The organism is Sphingomonas sp. 8AM (genome assembly GCF_902506455.1).
Lineage (GTDB): Bacteria > Pseudomonadota > Alphaproteobacteria > Sphingomonadales > Sphingomonadaceae > Sphingomonas.
The window spans coordinates 1,063,894-1,081,562 of sequence record NZ_LR733844.1 but is presented as its reverse complement, the minus strand read 5'-3'; the positions used below and the strand labels follow the sequence as shown (position 1 = coordinate 1,081,562).

The 17,669-nt window shown below is 67.6% G+C and carries 13 protein-coding genes and 1 pseudogene; 7 read left to right on the top strand and 7 right to left on the bottom strand.

What is annotated here, in order from left to right; translation table 11 throughout:
- Positions 1-4: 4 nt before the first annotated feature.
- Positions 5-2,101 (bottom strand): S9 family peptidase, encoded by a 2,097-nt coding sequence (locus BACI71_RS05390; RefSeq protein ID WP_159756034.1) that lies wholly within the window; start codon positions 2,099-2,101, stop codon positions 5-7.
- 76 nt (positions 2,102-2,177) lie between these two features.
- Between BACI71_RS05390 and gluQRS the strand changes: the two genes are divergently transcribed.
- The 5 genes from gluQRS to egtD all read left to right on the top strand — a co-directional run bounded on the left by gluQRS (position 2,178) and on the right by egtD (position 6,464).
- Entirely contained in the window at positions 2,178-2,981 is an 804-nt protein-coding gene (gene gluQRS, locus BACI71_RS05385; RefSeq protein WP_159756031.1) for a tRNA glutamyl-Q(34) synthetase GluQRS, read from the top strand.
- 395 nt (positions 2,982-3,376) lie between these two features.
- The gene (locus BACI71_RS05380; protein ID WP_159756028.1) at positions 3,377-3,604 is read left to right on the top strand and encodes a twin transmembrane helix small protein; all 228 of its coding nucleotides are present in this window, start codon (positions 3,377-3,379) and stop codon (positions 3,602-3,604) included.
- Positions 3,604-4,161, top strand: a complete 558-nt coding sequence (locus BACI71_RS05375) for a cob(I)yrinic acid a,c-diamide adenosyltransferase (RefSeq protein WP_159756025.1) — start codon at positions 3,604-3,606, stop codon at positions 4,159-4,161. Before BACI71_RS05380 ends, BACI71_RS05375 begins: the two co-directional genes overlap by 1 nt.
- A 54-nt stretch (positions 4,162-4,215) precedes the next feature.
- Positions 4,216-5,475 (top strand): ergothioneine biosynthesis protein EgtB, encoded by a 1,260-nt coding sequence (gene egtB / locus BACI71_RS05370; RefSeq protein ID WP_159756022.1) that lies wholly within the window; start codon positions 4,216-4,218, stop codon positions 5,473-5,475.
- Positions 5,475-6,464: an L-histidine N(alpha)-methyltransferase gene (egtD, locus tag BACI71_RS05365; RefSeq protein WP_159756019.1), complete on the top strand. Its 990-nt coding sequence runs from the start codon at positions 5,475-5,477 to the stop codon at positions 6,462-6,464. The genes egtB and egtD overlap by 1 nt, the downstream gene beginning before the upstream one ends.
- Positions 6,465-6,668: 204 nt before the next feature.
- On the opposite strand, the gene BACI71_RS05360 is transcribed toward egtD, so the two are convergent.
- Both BACI71_RS05360 and sppA read right to left on the bottom strand, forming a co-directional pair.
- Positions 6,669-7,232: an arsinothricin resistance N-acetyltransferase ArsN1 family B gene (locus BACI71_RS05360; protein ID WP_159756016.1), complete on the bottom strand. Its 564-nt coding sequence runs from the start codon at positions 7,230-7,232 to the stop codon at positions 6,669-6,671.
- Positions 7,232-9,103, bottom strand: a complete 1,872-nt coding sequence (gene sppA / locus BACI71_RS05355) for a signal peptide peptidase SppA (RefSeq protein ID WP_159756013.1) — start codon at positions 9,101-9,103, stop codon at positions 7,232-7,234. Before sppA ends, BACI71_RS05360 begins: the two co-directional genes overlap by 1 nt.
- Before the next feature lie 304 nt (positions 9,104-9,407).
- On the opposite strand from sppA, the pseudogene BACI71_RS05350 reads away from it, so the two are divergent.
- A pseudogene (locus tag BACI71_RS05350) lies at positions 9,408-10,699 on the top strand (MATE family efflux transporter); the annotation flags it as partial.
- A 1-nt stretch (position 10,700) separates the two neighbouring features.
- On the opposite strand, the gene BACI71_RS18040 reads toward BACI71_RS05350, so the two are convergent.
- From BACI71_RS18040 to manD, 4 genes are all read right to left on the bottom strand, one after another.
- On the bottom strand, positions 10,701-11,146 hold a 446-nt coding region (locus BACI71_RS18040; protein ID WP_268894057.1), incomplete at its 3' end, for a dihydroxy-acid dehydratase domain-containing protein.
- Between the two features lie 50 nt (positions 11,147-11,196).
- Entirely contained in the window at positions 11,197-12,411 is a 1,215-nt protein-coding gene (locus BACI71_RS05340; protein ID WP_159756010.1) for an SGNH/GDSL hydrolase family protein, read from the bottom strand.
- Positions 12,412-12,686: 275 nt separating this feature from the next.
- Complete coding sequence (locus BACI71_RS05335) at positions 12,687-14,009, bottom strand: MFS transporter (protein WP_159756007.1); 1,323 nt, start codon at positions 14,007-14,009, stop codon at positions 12,687-12,689.
- Between the two features lie 127 nt (positions 14,010-14,136).
- Positions 14,137-15,348: a D-mannonate dehydratase ManD gene (gene manD, locus BACI71_RS05330; protein WP_159756004.1), complete on the bottom strand. Its 1,212-nt coding sequence runs from the start codon at positions 15,346-15,348 to the stop codon at positions 14,137-14,139.
- Positions 15,349-15,568: 220 nt separating this feature from the next.
- Here manD and BACI71_RS05325 point away from each other — a divergent pair, with 220 nt between their 5' ends.
- On the top strand, positions 15,569-17,650 hold the full coding sequence (locus BACI71_RS05325; protein WP_443018452.1) for an alpha-glucuronidase family glycosyl hydrolase: 2,082 nt from the start codon (positions 15,569-15,571) through the stop codon (positions 17,648-17,650).
- The last annotated feature ends 19 nt before the right edge of the window (positions 17,651-17,669 follow it).

The following is a 17,669-nucleotide window of genomic DNA, read 5'->3' as shown; positions in this document are numbered from 1 at the left end:
GCGGTCATGCCTCGACGCCCAATTGCCACAGCACGAAGGCATGTTCCTCGGCGGCTTCGCGCAGGCTCTCGAAGCGACCGGACTTGCCGCCGTGGCCCGCACCCATGTTGGTCTTGAGCAGCAGGATGTTGGTGTCGGTCTTGGTCGCGCGCAGCTTGGCGGCCCATTTGGCGGGCTCCCAATAGGTGACGCGCGGATCGTTGAGACCGCCCGAGATGAACAGTGGCGGATAATCCTGCGCCCTTACATTGTCGTAGGGCGAGTAGCTGCGGATCAATTCGAATGCTGCCCGGTCCTCGATCGGGTTGCCCCATTCGGGCCACTCGCCTGGCGTGAGCGGCAACGTCTCGTCGAGCATCGTGTTGAGCACGTCGACGAACGGGACGTCGGCGATCACCGCACCCCACAGTTGCGGATCGGAGTTGACGACCGCACCCATCAACTCGCCGCCCGCCGAGCGTCCGGCGATCGCAATCCGCCCGGCGCTGGTCCAGGCTTCCTCGACCAATCCCTTCGCGACGTCGACGAAGTCGTTGAAGGTGTTGGTGCGCTTCTCGAGCTTTCCGTCGTGATACCATTGCTGGCCGAGGTCGTCGCCGCCGCGGATGTGCGCGATGGCATAGGCAAAGCCACGGTCGAGCAGGCTGAGGATGCCGGTCGAGAAACCCGGTGCGATCGCATGGCCGTAGGCGCCATAGGCATAGAGGAACAACGGCCGCGAGCCATCACGCGGGAAGTCGCGCGGATAGACAATCGACACCGGGACGGCAGTGCCGTCGCGCGCGGTGATCTTCAGCCGCTGCGTGTCGTACTTCGCCGCGTCATAGCCGCTGGGGATTTCCTGCACCTTCAGGGTGGTGAGTTTGCCGGTCGCGGTGTCGTAATCGTAAACGGTGCCCGGGGTTACCATCGACTCGTACCCGAGCCTCAGAACCGTCTGATTATACTCGGGATTGTCGCCGAGCCCGGCCGCGTAGCTCGCTTCCGGGAAGGCGATGCGGCGGGGCTCGCCGACGAGATCGTAGGCGTGGATCTCGATCTGGTCGAGCCCGTCTTCGCGGCCCTCGACGATGAAGAAATCGCGGAAACACTCGACGCCGGTCATGTAGAAATGCGGGCTTGGCGCGATCCGCTCGGTCCATTCGCCGGGAGCGGTGATCGGCGCGGTGACCAGTCGCCACATCGGGTCGGTGTCGTTGGTGTGGATGAACAACGTGTCGCCGTGCGTGTCGACGTCATACTCGCGCCCGGGCTGGCGTGGCGCGATCAGGATCGGTTCGGCGAAGGGGTTGTCGGCGGGGTAGAGGCGGATTTCGCTGGTATCGTGGCTGCTGGCGACGAGCGCGATCCACTTGCGGTCACTCGTCTGACTGACGCCGACCGAGAAGACCGGATCGTCTTCATAGTAGAGCGTCACGTCGTCGGCGCTGGACGTGCCGAGACGATGGAATTTTATCGTGCGCGTCCGCCATTGATCGTCGGTGAGGCCGTAGAGGATGCAGCTGCCGTCGCTGGTGAAGACGATGTTGCCGATCGTGCCCTCGATCGACGTATCGCCCCATTTGCCGGCGGCGGACTCGATCGCCTCGGGCGCGTCGGCCGCGCCGTTCAGGCTCTTGAAGCGGATCGTGTAGCGTTCCGACCCATCCTCGTCGGTCGAATAGGCAAGCAGCGTCCCGTCCTCGCTGATCGACAGCGCGCCGAGCCGGAAATATTCCTTGCCCTCCGCCAGAGCGGGTTCGTCCAGCAGCAATTCGTCGGGGCCGCCCGCAACCGGCTTGCGCCACCATTTGCGATATTGCCCGCCGGTCTCGAACGCGGCCCAGTAGAGATGATCGCCGTCCTTCTGGGGGACGCTACTCTCGTCCTCCTTGATGCGCGCCTTCATCTCTTCGTAAAGGCGGTCGACCAACGGACGGTGCGGCGCCACCTGCGCCTCGAAATACGCGTTCTCTTCCTCGAGATAGGCGAGAACGTCCTTGTCGGTGACGTCGGGATAGTTCGGATCCTTCAGCCACGCCCAGGGATCGTCGATGGTGATCCCATGCATCGTGAAGCTGTGCGGGCGGGTGGCGGCGACGGGGGGCGTGCGTTCGGTCATAGGCGCTTCCTAACGCGCGATATTGCCAAACGTCACCCTCTTGTCGGCACGCGCGGCACGGCGCACATCGCGCGGCATGAGCGTCGTCACCCGTTTTGCGCCTTCGCCGACCGGGCGGCTGCATATGGGGCACGCCTTTTCGGCGATCCGGGCGCATGATGTCGCGCGCGACCGTGGCGGACGATTCCTGCTGCGGATCGAGGATATCGACGGGATGCGAAGTCGGCCCGAGCATGTCGCGACGATCGTGGAGGACCTGCGCTGGCTGGGACTGACATGGGACGGGGAGGTGCTGTTCCAGTCGGCGCGGCTGGAGGTTTATGCTGCCGCCCTTGAGCGGCTGCGTGAGCTGGACCTGCTATATCGTTGTTATTGCACGCGTGCGGAGATCGCCGAGGCGCTGAGCGCGCCGCATGGGTCGGTGGCGGTCTATCCCGGCACGTGTCGCCATGCTCCGGCGCGTGACGCGCCGCATTGCTGGCGTATCGACATGGCCGCAGCGGTGGCGCGCTGCGGTGACCTGTCATGGCGCGATCATGCGAAGGTGGTGGCGAATGATGCGCTGGCGCAAGGCGACGTGGTGCTGGCGCGCAAGGATGCGCCGGCGAGCTATCATCTCGCGGTGACGGTCGACGATGCCGCGCAAGGGGTGACGGATGTGGTGCGCGGGCGCGATCTGTTCGAGGCGACGCATGTGCATCGCGTGTTGCAGGCGTTGCTCGGGTTGCCGGTGCCGTGCTGGTGGCACCACGATCTGCTGGTCGGGACGGACGGTCAACGGCTGGCGAAGCGGCACGGCGCGCCGACGCTGGCGGCGTTGCGCGAGGCGGGGGAGGACGGGGCCGCGGTCGCGGCGAGATTGCGGACAGGAGTGGTTTAGGCGTCGGCTTGCCCGCGAAGTCAGGGCCTGTGGCTGCTTCGTTCGGGTGAGGGGGCTGACACATCGGTGGGCCGATGGGTGTCGGCCTTCTTCTTCAACTCGACAGACATGGGCCCCTGCCTGCGCAGGGGCGACGGGGTGAGGGGCGCTGTGAAAGCAAGGTTGTGAGCGTGGCGCGATTGCGTGTGGAGAGGTCGCGCCCCCCACCGCGCGAGCTGTCGCCCCTGCGGAGGCAGGGGCCCATGGCTGTGTCGGCTTGGTGGGCGGTCTGACACATGGATGGGCCGATATGTGTCTGCCTTCCTCTTCAACTCGACAGACATATGCCCCTGCCTCCGCAGGGGCGACGAGGGATGACCATTGCCGTTTGCGCTCCCGCGTCTTAGCTTCGCTTCATGAATACCTTTCTCGTCATCCTGCTGATCGCGGCGATGATCGCCACGGTGGTCGCGCTGGTGCGTGGCATCATCTCGTTCCTCCAGAGCGCCACCGCCGAGGCGCGCGGCGAGGGGCCGACCGCGGCGCAGCTCAAATCGAACCGCATGATGCAGATGCGCATCTTCTATCAGGCGCTCGCGGTGCTGATCGTCGTCGTGATCCTGTTCGCCGCCGGTCGCACCTGATGGTACGGCTCAACCGCATCTACACACGCACGGGTGACGAGGGCACGACCGGACTGTCGGACAGCAGCCGTGTCGCCAAGACCGATGCGCGCGTGCAGGCGATCGGCGATGTCGATGAGGCGAACAGCGCGATCGGCGTGGCGATCGCCGCGCTGGGCGACAACGCGCTCACCGAGCAGTTGACCCGCGTCCAGAACGATCTGTTCGACCTTGGCGCCGATCTCGCGACACCGGGTGACGATTACGCGCCCGGCGAAATGACGCTGCGGATCGTGCCGGCGCAGGTCGCACGGCTGGAGGCGGAAATCGACGCGCTCAACGCGCATGTTCCGCCGCTGACCAGCTTCGTCCTGCCCGGCGGCGCGGCGGCGTCGCTGCATCTGGCGCGCGCGATCGTGCGCCGTGCCGAACGCTCGGCGATCGCGCTCGCACCGCATGCCAACCCGCAGGCACTGATCTATCTGAACCGCCTGTCGGATTTTCTTTTCGTCGCCTGTCGATCGGTGAACCTTAACGCAGGTGGGGACGTTCTGTGGGTGGCAGGGGCAAACCGATAACCTAGGGCAGTCCCGTGCGCGCCCGATCTCCCGGGTGGCTGCAGGAGGACGACGATGGAAGCGCTCACCCGGCGGATTGTCGGGTCTGACCCGCTCGCACGGCGCTATGCGCAGGTGCGACGGCTGAGCGAGGCGCTGGTCGCCCCGCTGTCCGACGCCGATGCCACCGTCCAGTCGATGGACGACGCCTCCCCGGCGAAATGGCATCTGGCGCACACGACATGGTTCTTCGAGACCTTCGTCCTGCGCGACCATGTGCCGGGCTATGCGCTGCACGACCCGCGGTTTCCGTTCCTGTTCAACAGTTATTACGAAGCCGAGGGGCGGCGTCATACGCGCGGGCGGCGCGGGATGATCACGCGGCCGACGCTGGACGAGGTGCTGGCGTATCGGCGGGCGGTCGACGGGGCGGTGCTGGCGGCAGTCGCGGAGCTGCCCGCGGCGGCGCTGGAACTGGTCGCGCTGGGTTGCCATCACGAGGAGCAGCACCAGGAACTGCTCGTCACCGACGTGCTGCACCTGTTCTCGGAAAACCCGCTGGAGCCGGCGGTCTGGTCGCCCGCGCGCAAGGTACCCGTGGCGTTGCCCGGGCCGATCGCGTGGATCGAGAGTGACGAGCGTATCGTCGAGGTCGGTCACAATAGCAGCGGCTTTGCCTTCGATTGCGAGGGGCCGCGGCATCGCACCCTCCTCCACAAGCATGCGATCGCGGATCGCACCGTCACCAATGGTGAATGGGCCGCCTTCATTGCCGATGGCGGCTATTGCGATGCGCGGCTGTGGCTGTCGGACGGCTGGGCATGGGTGCAGCGCGAGCGGGTCGGCGCGCCGCTCTACTGGGAGCATCGCGAGGGGGCGTGGACGCGCTTCGGGCTCGACGGGCGGCGTGCGATCGATCCGGCGGCGCCGGTGACGCATGTCAGCTTCTACGAGGCAGACGCCTATGCCACCTGGGCCGGCGCGCGGCTGCCGACCGAATTCGAATGGGAAGCCGCCGCCGCGCCGTATGACGCGAGTGCGGGGAACCAGCTCGATGGCGCGGGGGCGATCGAGCCGCGGCCGTCCGACGGCGGACCGGCATTCTTCGGCGACGTGTGGGAATGGACCGGATCGGCGTATCGCCCCTATCCGGGCTTCCACCCGGTCGAGGGCGCGGTCGGCGAATATAACGGCAAGTTCATGAACGGGCAATTCGTGCTGCGCGGCGGCAGCTGCGCGACCCCGCGTGGCCATACGCGCGCCTGCTATCGCAACTTCTTCTACCCGCACCAGCGTTGGCAATTCACCGGCGTGCGGCTGGCAAAGGACCTTTGATGCTGAAGCCTGAGATCGAGGACGGGCAGGTGACGCTCGCCGACCCGCAATTCCGTGCCGATGTGCTCGCCGGGCTCGAACGCCGCCCGCGCGCGATCCCGGCGCGGTGGTTTTACGATCACCGCGGATCGGAGTTGTTCGAGCAGATCACCGACTTGCCCGAATATTATCCGACGCGGACCGAGACGGCGGTGCTCGAGAGCTTGTGCCCCGAGCTGCGCGAGATCGTCGGTGAGGGGCGCGCGGTGGTCGAGTTCGGTTCGGGCTCGTCGACGAAGACGCCGATCGTGCTGCGCTGCGTCAAGCCATCGTCGTACGTGCCGATCGACATTTCGGGCGATTTCCTGCGGCAGTCGGCGCGCGAGCTGTCCGACGCTTTCCCCGAGCTGCTGGTGCTGCCGTTCGAAGCCGATTTCACGCGCCCGCTGACGCTGCCGCACACGATCAGCGCGGCGAAAAAGCTGGGGTTTTTTCCGGGGTCGACGATCGGCAATCTGATCCCGCTGGCGGCGGTGGATCTGCTCCGCGCGATGCGGGCGTCACTGGGCGCCGACAGCAACGGGGGCGCGATGCTGCTGATCGGGATGGACCGGATCAAGGACCCGGCGGTGCTGGTTCCGGCCTATGATGATGCGCAGGGCGTGACCGCGGCGTTCAACCGCAATTTGCTCGAGCGGATCAACCGCGAGCTTGACGGCACGGTGCCAGTCGACGCCTTCTCGCATGAGGCGCGCTGGAACGACGATCGCGCGCGGATCGAGATGCATCTGGTCGCGACGCGCGACGTTGCCTTCACGGTCGAGGGGCGTGACTTTTCGATAGCGGCGGGTGAATCGATCCATACCGAGAACAGCCACAAATATGGCGAGCGCGACGCGCGCATCCTGCTGCGCGCGGGCGGGTGGACGCCGGTGCGTGAATGGACCGACGCCGAGGGCAAGTTCGCGGTAATCCTCGCCGAAGCGCAGGCGGAGCGGCCGGCGCCGTAACCCGACGCTGCCCTTCCTTCATCGTCAGCGTGGCCCTCAAGCACAGACGTCAGTAGCGGCGGACGCCCGTCACGTGGGCATCTGACACAGGCGTGTCGATCGTGTGTCGGTTGGCTCGACATACGATACAGACATGGGCCTTTGCCTGCGCAGGGGCGACGGTGGCAGTTTTGCCGACGGTAGCAGCCTTCATCGATCGCGACGTCAGTCGCGGCGCACGCCCGTAACGCTGAACGGCTTCGGCTCGACCGGCGGGATCGCGCTGTCGTTGAGCTCGCATTGCCAGAAGCCGACGTCGATCCAGCGGCCCTGCTTGTAGCCGACCTCGCGATACACGCCCGCGCGACGGAAGCCGACCGCTTCGTGTAACGTGATCGAGGCGTCGTTGGGGAGGGCGATCACGCCGATCGCCTGCGTGAACCCCTGCGCGCGCAGCGTGTCGACCAGCGCCTCGTAGAGCAGCCGCCCGACGCCCTGACCGTGGGTCGCGCCGCCAACGTAGATCGATGTCTCGACCACATAGCGATACGCCGGACGGTCGCGGAACTGCGTCGCATAGGCATAGGCCAGCACCGCGTCGTCGGTGGTCGCGACCAGCCACGGATAATAGCCGTTCGAATCCTCGAGCCGTTCACGCATCGCCGCCGCATCGGGCGCCTCGTTCTCGAACGAGACGGTGCCTGACAGCACGTACGGCGCGTAGATGGCAGCGATCGCGGCGGCGTCGCCGCTGGTCGCCGCGCGGATCGCGATCGGGCCCTGCGGCATCACAGCCCGATCCGCGCGACGACGAGCTGCCACAAATTGCGGTCCTCGGCGCGCGCCGCGATCGGGCCGAGCCCGACGCATTCGAGGCATTGCGCGCGCACCGCCGCGCCGCCGAGCATCCGCTTCGCATCGCCCAGTGCGGCGGCGAAGGCCTGCTGGCGCTGCCACGTCAGCCGCGACAGCGCGTCCGGGGCGCTGGCATCGTCGTCATCGTCTTCCTGACTGGCGACCTGTTGCGCGATCTGCGCGGCGAACCCGGGCTTCTTTTCCAGCCACACCGGCTGCGCATCGTCGAGCTTTGCACGCTTGCCCGCCTCGGCGATCGCGTCGTCGAGCCCGCCGAAACGGTCGACCAGCTTCAGCTGCTGCGCGATCCCGCCGACCCAGACGCGGCCCTGACCGATCTCGTTGACGCGCTCGACCGGCAGCTTGCGCGACTGCGAAACACGGGTGAGGAATTGCCGATAGCCATGCTCGATCCCGGCCTGAACGATCCGGTCGAGTTCGGGGGTGGTCCCGCCGAGCACGTCGGGCTGGCCGGAGAGCGGGGTGGTCTTCACACCGTCGGTCGACAGGCCGATCTTCTTGAGCGTGTTCTCGAAGGTCGGGATGATGCCGAAGATGCCGATCGAGCCGGTGATCGTGCCGGGCTCGGCGAAGATCACGTCGGCGGGAGTCGACACCCAGTAACCGCCCGACGCGGCGAGCCCACCCATCGAGACGACCACCGGCAGGCCACGGCGCTTGGCCTCGAGGATCGCGAGCCGGATCTTCTCCGACGCCAGCACCGAGCCGCCCGGCGAATCGACGCGCACCACGAGCGCCTTGAGGTCGTTCTCGACCAGCCCGTTGTAGAGCAGCTTCGACACGGTATCGCCCGCCGCCTTGCCGGGGCCGGCCTCGCCGTCGACGATCTCGCCCGCGATGGTCAGCACCCCGACCTTGCCCTTCTTGGGCAGCGGATTGGCGGCGACATAGGCGGGGTAGTTGATCGTCCTGAACCAGCCGGCGACCTTCTTGTCGTCGCCGCCCGCCAGCTGCGCGACGCGGCGGCCGAAGGCGACGCGGTCGCCGAGCTTGTCGACCAGCCCGGTGGCGAGATTGGCGCGCGACACGTCGCCCTGTGCCTGCGCGACGAGCTGCGCGGGGTTGCCGAGCCAGGGCGCGAGCTGCGCCTTCGGGCGCGCGGTCGCCACCGCCTCGCGCCATTGGTCGAAGAGCGTGCCGTAAAGCGCCTGCGACGCCTCGCGCGCCTCGGGGCTCTGGTCGGTGCGGGTGTACGGCTCGACCGCCGACTTGAACTTGCCGACGCGATAGACGTGCGCATTGACGCCGAGCTTGTCGATCAGCCCCTTGTAGAACAACTGGTTGCCGCCGGGCCCGGCAAAGAAGGTCCCGCCGAGCGGGTCCATCCAGATCTCGCTCGCCGCCGAGGCGAGGCGATAGCCGCCGTCGGTATAGGCAGTGGCATAGGCGAGCACCGGCTTGCCCGCGGTGCGCGCGCGCACCAGCGCGGCCTGCACCTCGCCGAGTACTGCCGGATAGGCGCCGCCGAAGCGATCGAGGTCAAGGACGATCGCCTTGACGCGGTCGTCGGTGCGCGCGGCGTCGATCGCGCGCAGCACGTCGCGCAGGCGATATTGCTTGCCGACCTGCTGCCCGCTGACCAGCGCGGTGAGCGGCACTTCCTCGGGCTGTTCGACGATCGGGCCGTCGAACTTGAGCACCAGCGCGCCGTCGCCGATCGCGGCCGGGCGCTGCCGCGCATTGAGCGCGGCGAAGATCACCGCGAAGAACAGCAGCATCGCGACGAGCACCAGCGCGTCCTTGATCCCGACCAGCAGCTTCCAGGCGCCGCGTACCAGCTTCATCGTTTCTGCCACCTTCGTTACGTGGCGGCGATCGTAGCGCGGCGTGTATGACCGGGGCAATACGCTTTGAGGGTAAATGGCCTTCTCCGTCATTCCCGCGGAGGCGGGAATCCAGAACCTCTGACGTTTCGCTGCTAGCGCCAGACCTGCGCGTCTGGATCCCCGCCTCTACGGGATGACGGATGAGGGACGAGCAGCATACGTCATTGCGAGCGTAGCGACGCCATCCAGGGCCGCACCCCGGACGCTCTGGATGGCGTCGCTACGCTCGCAATGACGGACAGGCTCGGCTAGTGCGCGATCCATGACCGCCCCCTCCACTCTCGCGCCGCTGACGCAGGCGCCGCCGCCGACGTGGCGCGCGGAGTTGCGTGCGCTCGCGGCGCTGGCCGGGCCGCTGATCGGCGCGAACCTGCTCCAGATGGCGGTGTTCGCGGTCGATGTGGTGTTCGTCGCACGGCTCGGGCCGGTCGAGTTCGCCGCCGCGACGCTGGGCGTGTTCTTCTTCCATATCCTCGGCTTCGGGCTGATCGGGATGGTCGGCGCGGCCGAGCCGTTGATCGCCGCCGCGCTCGGCCGGCGGGTCGGCGCGGTGCGGCAGGTGCGGCGGTCGTTCCGGATGGCGATGTGGCTGGCGGTGCTCGGCTCCGTGGTGGTGATCGCGGTGCTGAATTGCGTCGCGCCACTGCTGCGGCTGGCGGGTCAGGACCCGGCGGTGGCGGCGCGCGCGGGATCGTTCTGCCGCGTGCTGTCGCTGGCGGTGCTGCCGGCGGTCGGCGCGGCCTTGATCCGGCTGACCGCAGCGGCGCTGGGACGGCCGGGCTGGGCGTTGATGGTCACCGCGCTGGCGCTGGGTGTCGCGGTGTTCGCCAACTGGTGTCTGGTATTCGGCAACGCCGGCTTCCCGGCGCTGGGGCTGGAAGGGTCGGCCCTGTCGAGCGTGATCGTGTCGACGGCGACCTGCGCGGCCTATGTCGTGATCCTGCTGACCGATCGCCGGCTGCGCCGCTATCGCCTGCTCGGCAAATGGTGGCGCGCCGAATGGTCACGGATGGCGGAGATCGCGCGGCTCGGCGCGCCGATCGCGCTCGGCTGGATGGCCGAGGGCGGGTTGTTCGGCGGCGCCGGCCTGCTGATGGGGCTGATCTCGGTCGCGGCGATCGACGCGCATGCGGTGGCGCTCAACATCGCCGCGATCGCGTTCCAGATCCCGTTCGGGCTCGCGCAGGCGGCGACGATCCGCGTCGGTTTCGCGTTCGGCGCGGGCGACCGCGCGTGGGTCGCGCGCGCTGGCAACGTTGCGATCGTGACCGGGATCGCGGTAATGGCGCTGAGCGCGGCAGTGTTCTGGGCAGTGCCGCACTGGCTGGTGCGGCTCTACGTCGATCCGGCGCGCGAGGGCGCGGTGGCATCGCTGGCGGTCGCGCTGCTGGGGATCGCGGCGATCTTCCAGCTCGTCGATGGCGCGCAGGCGGTCGCGGCCGGCGTGTTGCGCGGGGTGCAGGACACGCGCGTGCCGATGTTCATCCAGATCGCCGGCTATTGGGGTGCCGGGTTCGGGACCGCGCTGCTGCTCGGCTTCGGGCTGGGCTGGGGNGCGATCGCCGGGATGTTGACCGTCGCCGCCGCCATCAGGCACGCCGGGGTCGTCTTGTCGCAACCGATCGTCAGCACCACGCCGTCGAGCGGATAGCCGTACAAGACCTCGACCAGCCCGAGATACGCCAGGTTGCGGTCGAGCCCGGCGGTCGGGCGCTTGCCGGTTTCCTGGATCGGATGCACCGGGAATTCCAGCACGATCCCGCCCATCTCGCGCACGCCCTCCCGCACGCGCTCGGCCAGCACCAGATGGTGGCGGTTGCACGGGCTGAGGTCAGAGCCGGTCTGCGCGATGCCGATGATCGGGCGACCCGACTGCAATTCCTCCAGCGTCAGCCCGAAGTTCAGATAGCGCTCCAGATACAGCGCCGTCATGTCGATGTTCGCCGGATTGTCGAACCACGCGCGGCTGCGCAGCTTCGTCGGATCGTGGGGGGCGGTCATGCAGGCGGACTCCAGAGCGGCAAACAGATATATAGTCGGACAAATAGCATCTATCGCCGCAATGGCGCCAGCGAAATCCCTTCGGCCATCGCACGATAGCCGGCGATGCTCGGGTGCAGCCCGTCGCCGCTGTCATAGGCGGGGAGCAGCCGGTCGGGCTGCGCCGGATCGCGCATCAGCCGGTCGAAATCGATCACATGATCGGCGTTCCCCGGCGTGCGGATCCACGCGTTGATCGCCTGCCGGTCCGCCTCGCTCGCGGCGCCGGGATGGTAATAAGCGTTGGTCGAGAACGGCATGATCGTCGCGAGATGCACCGTCATTCCCCTGGCATGCGCCCGCGCCACCATCTGCGCATAGGCACCCGTCACCCCGGCCACCAGATTGAGATGCGCCTCCGGGGTCGCAGGCTGCTCGCGGGTCAGCACGCCGATATCGTTGACACCCTCCAGCACGATCAGATGCCTCGCCCCCGCCTGCCCGAGCACGTCGCGATCGAAGCGCGCCATCGCATTCGGCCCGAGCCCGTCGAGCAATACGCGGTTGCCGCCGATCCCGAGGTTGAGCACCGCCGCCTTGCCGCCCAGCCGCCGCGCGAGCCCGTCGGTCCAGCGCGCGTTGGTGTTGGGCTTCACGCCATAGCCATCAGTGATCGAATCGCCGAACGCGACCACCCCGGCTGGCGCGGCGCAGCGCTCGACCTCCACGCCAGAAAGCTGAAACCAGTGATCGGTCCCGGTCGCGCCCGTCAGGTCAGCCGAACCGGTCGCATCGCCCTTCACGATCCACGAGGTCGCGCGCGATCCGGGGTGCGAAGTCTGCCCGTCCGGCGCTACGGGCAAATAGGCCGACACCGCCAGATCGTCGAACGCCGCGACCGGCAGCGTCACCCCATCGCTCCAATATTCCGCGCCGGGCGGCACGATCACGTCGCGCGCACCGCCGAACGACAGCGCGCGCAGGCTGCCCGGCGTCACCCGCGCGCTGGCGAGGTCCGCCGAGCGCGCGAGGCTCGCGGCAGCGATGCGCAGCGGCGCGCGCCCATAAGTGTTTGAAAACCGCACCCGCACCCGCGCGCCACCCAGCGACGGGCGGACGATCTGGCGCAGCGTCGCATCGCGCAGCGCGTCCGCGGGAAGGACGTTGTTGCCCTCCGGCGTCATTTGCGCCGACGCCCACGCCGCCTGCCAGCTACAGGAGCGCGCACCGGCGGGAGTGGCGGCGAGGCTGAACATCGCGGCGGCAAGCACGAACGAGGATCGCATGGTCGCTCCGGAAGAAAGAAGGGCCGGGCTCGCGAAGAGACCGGCCCCGAGAGTCGACGCGCCGAATAAAGGGGAGAAAAACGGCGCGCCTAACGAAATCAGAAAAACGGGCAGCTGCCGGGCGGCAACGGAGGAAAGACGTCGTCAACGGCACGATTCGAGCCGGGCATGATCATCGACATCTTTCTCTCCCTGACCGTTCGCGCCGGTCGCACCTGATCCGAGAACATGCTCGCACGGCGTTGATAGCGGTATCAAACACTTGGGCGCGTCCGTCAACCGGCCGGTGTCAGGCGAACGTCGCGGTAGTGCGGGTTGAGCAGGTGGAAAACCAGCAACGCCACCAGATATGCCACCCCGCACGCCACGAAGAACGGCCCGTAGCTCCCGACGGTATCGAGCAGCAGCCCCAGCGACTTCGATGCGATGAACCCGCCGACCGCCCCGGCGAATCCGCCGAGCCCGATCAGCGTCCCCTGTGCGAAGCGCGGAAACTGGTCGCCCGGCAGCGCGAACAGATTGGTCGAAAAGCCCTGATGCGCCGCGCAGGCCAGCCCGATCAGCGTCACCGCGATCCAGATGTTGCTCGCCTGCCCCGCGAACATCACCGGCAGCGCGAACAGCGCGCAGGCGAACATCGCCCGCTTGCGGGCGCGCCCGGTCGCCACCCCACGCTTGAGCAGGTGCGAAGAATACCAGCCGCCCGCGATCGCGCCGAGATCGGCGAGGATGTAGATCGCAACCAGCGGCGGCCCGAAGCTCTTCAGATCATAGCCATATTGCTTGTTGAAAAAGTCCGGCAGCCAGAACAGGAACGTCCACCAGACGGGATCGATCAGGAACCGCCCCGCCATATAGGCCCATGCCTCGCGATGCCGCAGCACGCGCAGGAAGCCGGCGCGGCCCTGATCGACCGCCGGCTCGGTTTCGATCCACGCACGCTCCTCGGTCGTCAACCGCGGATGCTCGGCGGGCTTGTGGTAGAGCCGCCACCACGCGAACAGCCACACCAGATTGAACAGCCCGGTGATGATAAACGCCCAGCGCCAGTCGAGCAGCAGCCCGGCGACGATGAACCCGATCAGCAACGGCGTGACGACCGCGCCAACGTTCGCCCCGGCGTTGAAGACGCCGATCGCGAGCGCACGCTCCTTCTTGGGAAACCATTGCGAGGCGGCGGCGAGCGCGGATGGGTAAGTACCCGCCTCACCGAACGCGAGCGGGATGCGCGCGATCACGAAGCCGGTCGTCGAGGTGACCAGCGTCTGCGCGAAATGGCCGAGCGTCCAGCTCCCCATCGCGAGCAGATAGCCGTATTTCGGCCCGATTCGGTCGATCAGCCACCCGAAGATCAGGAAGCCGATCCCGTAGAAGACCTGAAAATAACCGGTGACGTCGCCGTAGCCGGTGTTCGTCCATCGGTAGAGTTCGGTGAGCTGCGGCTTGAGCACCCCCAGCACCAGCCGGTCGACGTACGACAGCACCACCGCCGCGAACAGCAAGGCGCAGATGATCCAGCGCACGCGGCCCTTGGGTCGCGGCACCTCATGCACGGCGGTCTCGGGCGCGTGCTGCGCGGCGTCGGTGAAGTCGCTCATGCGATGGGCCCTTCAACTACCAACCACCCCGGCGGACGCCGGGGCCCAGTTGGAAAACATGGCCGCATCTCGCGAGCGCGCCGTAACTGGACCCCGGCGTGCGCCGGGGCGGCGATGTAATAAAACATCACCAACTCCACAGCGTGCCATCCTCCAGCCGGTTCACTGGCAGATAGGCGCGCTTGTATTCATACCCCGCTGCCAGCGCCTCATCCACATCGACCCCCAGCCCCGGCGCATCACCCGGATGCATCATGCCCTGTTCGAAGCGGTAGGAATGCGGGAACACCATATCGGTCTCGGTGGTGTGCGGCATATGCTCCTGCACCCCGAAGTTCGGGATCGACAGCCCGAAGTGCAGCGCCGCCGCCATCGTGATCGGCGACAGATCGGTCGCCCCATGGCAGCCGGTGCGAACCTGATACAGATCGGCGAGCGCGGCGACGCGGCGCAGATGCGTGATCCCGCCGGCATGGACGATCGTCGACCGGACATAATCGATCAGCTGGTTCTCAATCAGCGCCTTGCAGTCCCAGATCGAATTGAACACCTCGCCGACCGCGATCGGGGTCGTGGTATGCTGGCGGATCAACCGGAACGCGTCCTGGTTCTCCGCCGGGGTCGGGTCCTCGATCCAGAACAAGCGGTACGGCTCCAGATCGCGCCCCAGCCGCCCCGCCTCGATTGGGGTCAGCCGGTGGTGGACGTCGTGGAGCAGGTGAATGTCCGGCCCCAGCGCCTCGCGCGCCGCCGCGAACAGCTCCGGCACGTTACGCAGATATTTCTCGGTCGACCACACCGATTCGCTCGGCAACGCGGCATCGGCGGGCTCGTAGCGCTGCCCCGGCTTGGCGACGCCATAGGTGGAGGCGAGCCCCGGCACCCCGCATTGCAGCCGGATCGCCGTATAGCCCTTGTCGCGCTCGGCCAGTGCGACCGCGATCGTGTCCTCGATCGAGGTGCCGTTGGCATGCGCATAGACCATGCACGCCTCGCGGCTCGCGCCGCCCAGCAATTGATAGACCGGCAGCCCGGCGAGCTTGCCCTTGATATCCCACAGTGCCACGTCGACCGCCGCGATCGCGGTCATCGTCACCGGCCCGCGCCGCCAGTACGCACCCTTGTAGAGATACTGCCAGACGTCCTCGATCCGGTGCGCGTCGCGCCCGATCAGGCACGGCACGACATGTTCGGAAAGGTAAGCGGCGACCGCCAGTTCGCGGCCGTTGAGCGTCGCGTCACCGACCCCGGTCGTGCCGTCGTCGCAAATGATCTTCAGCGTGACGAAGTTACGCCCCGGGCTCGTGATGATGACGCGGGCATCGGTGATGATCGGCATGGTCTCTCTCAGGCGAAAGCGGGCGTGACGGTCGGCGCGGCGGCGTTCCGGCACAGCGGCGCGCGCCGTGCACGGATCACATTCTTTCGACGATAGGCGGCCACGCGCGCACTCTCCAGTCACTCCCGATCTGCCGCCGAGACTTGTGAATTTATGCTGATAGCGTTACCATGGCGACCAAGAAGCGGCGTTGTCAATGCCGCCGGCGGTAGCGGGAGCGATGATGAAGGCACGTTCGGGATGGCTGGGTGCGCTCGCCGTGCTGATGGCAGGCACGGCGCACGCCGACGACGGATACCGGCTGTGGCTGCGCGCGCCGGTCGCCGCACCGGCCGCCACGACGGTCGCGATCCGCGGCGACACCGCAACGCTGCGCCTCGCCGCCGCCGAGCTGTCGCGCGCGCTGCCCGCGGGCATGAACGTCACCGTCGCCACTGCCGCCGACACCGGGACCGCAGCGCTGCGGCTGCCGTTCGCGCCGCTCGGCGACGAAGGCTATCTGGTCCGCCCCGTCACGCTCGACGGCACGCCGACGCTGCTGGTCGCCGGTAACAGCGATCGCGGCGCGCTGTACGGCGCGTTCGCGCTGCTGCGCCACCTCGCGACCGGCGGGGTGGCCGCCACCGCGACGCTGACCAGCGCGCCGAAGGTGAAGCTGCGCGTGCTCAACCATTGGGACAATCTCGATGGCACCGTCGAGCGCGGCTATGCCGGCGTGTCGCTGTGGGACTGGTGGACGCTCCCCGACCTCAAGGACCCGCGCTACACCGACTATGCGCGCGCCAATGCCTCGATCGGCATCAACGGCACCGTCCTCAACAACGTCAACGCCAAGGCGGACAGCCTCACCCCGCGCTACATCGCCAAGGCGGCCGCGCTGGCGGACGTGTTCCGCCCGTGGGGGATCAAGGTCTATCTCTCCGCGCGCTTCTCCGCGCCGATCGAGCTGGGCGGGCTCAAGACCGCCGACCCGCGCGACCCGCGGGTTGCCGCATGGTGGAAGGCGAAGGCCGACGAGATCTACCGCGCAATCCCCGACTTCGGTGGCTTCCTCGTGAAAGCGAACAGCGAAGGCCAGCCCGGCCCGCGCGATTATGGCGCCAGCCACGCCGACGGCGCGAACATGCTAGCCGCCGCGGTCAGGCCGCACGGCGGGCTCGTGATGTGGCGCGCTTTCGTCTATGCCGAAACCGATCCCGAGGACCGGGCAAAACAGGCGTATACCGAGTTCAAGCCGCTCGACGGCACCTTCGCCGACAATGTGCTGGTGCAGGTGAAGAACGGCGCGATCGACTTCCAGCCGCGCGAGCCGTTCCATCCGTTGTTCGGCGCGATGCCGAAGACCCCGCTGATGGTCGAATTCCAGATCACCAAGGAATATCTCGGCTTCGCGACCCACCTCGCCTATCTTGGCCCGCTGTTCGAGGAAGTGCTGTCGGCCAGGACCGGACGCGGCAACGAAACCGTCGCGAGCGTCGTCGACGGCACCAGCGAGCGGCACCGCCTGACCGGCATGGCGGGTGTGGCCAATATCGGGCGCGACCGCGACTGGTCGAGCTCGACCTTCAATCAGGCCAATTGGTACGCCTTCGGCCGGATGGCGTGGGACCCGACGCTGGCGGCGGCGCCGATCGCGCACGAATGGGCGCAGCAGACGTTTGGTACCGACCGGCAGGTGGTCGACACCGCGCTCGCGATGATGATGGGCTCGCGCGAGGCGGTGGTCGATTACACCGGCGCGCTCGGGCTCGCGCATCTGATGGCGACCGGCCACCATTACGGGCCGGGGCCGTGGGTCGCCGATCTCGCACGGCCGGAGTGGAACCCGGTCTATTATCACAAGGCCGACCGCAACGGCATCGGCTTCGACCGGACGAGGACCGGCAGCAACGCGGTCGCGCAATATGCGCCGAAGGTCGCCAGAACGTTCGCCGACCCGAAGACCACGCCCGACCGCGACCTGTTGTGGTTCCACCATGTGGCATGGGACCGGAAGATGCCGTCGGGCAAGACGCTATGGGAGGATCTCGTCGCGCATTACGATCGCGGCGTGGCCTATGTCGCGGCGATGCGACAGCAATGGGACGGCGTGCGCGCGCAGGTCGATGACGAGCGCTGGCAGAAAACCGCCACCGATCTGGCGGTGCAGGAACGCGAGGCGCGCTGGTGGCGCGACGCCAGTCTTGCTTACTGGATGTCGGTCAACGGCCGCGCCCTGCCCGCCGGGGTCGCGCCACCCCTGCACGATCTGGCGTGGTACAAGGCGCAGTCCTTTCCGTACGTTCCGGGTCACCACGATTAATCTGACGCTTGCCGGCGTC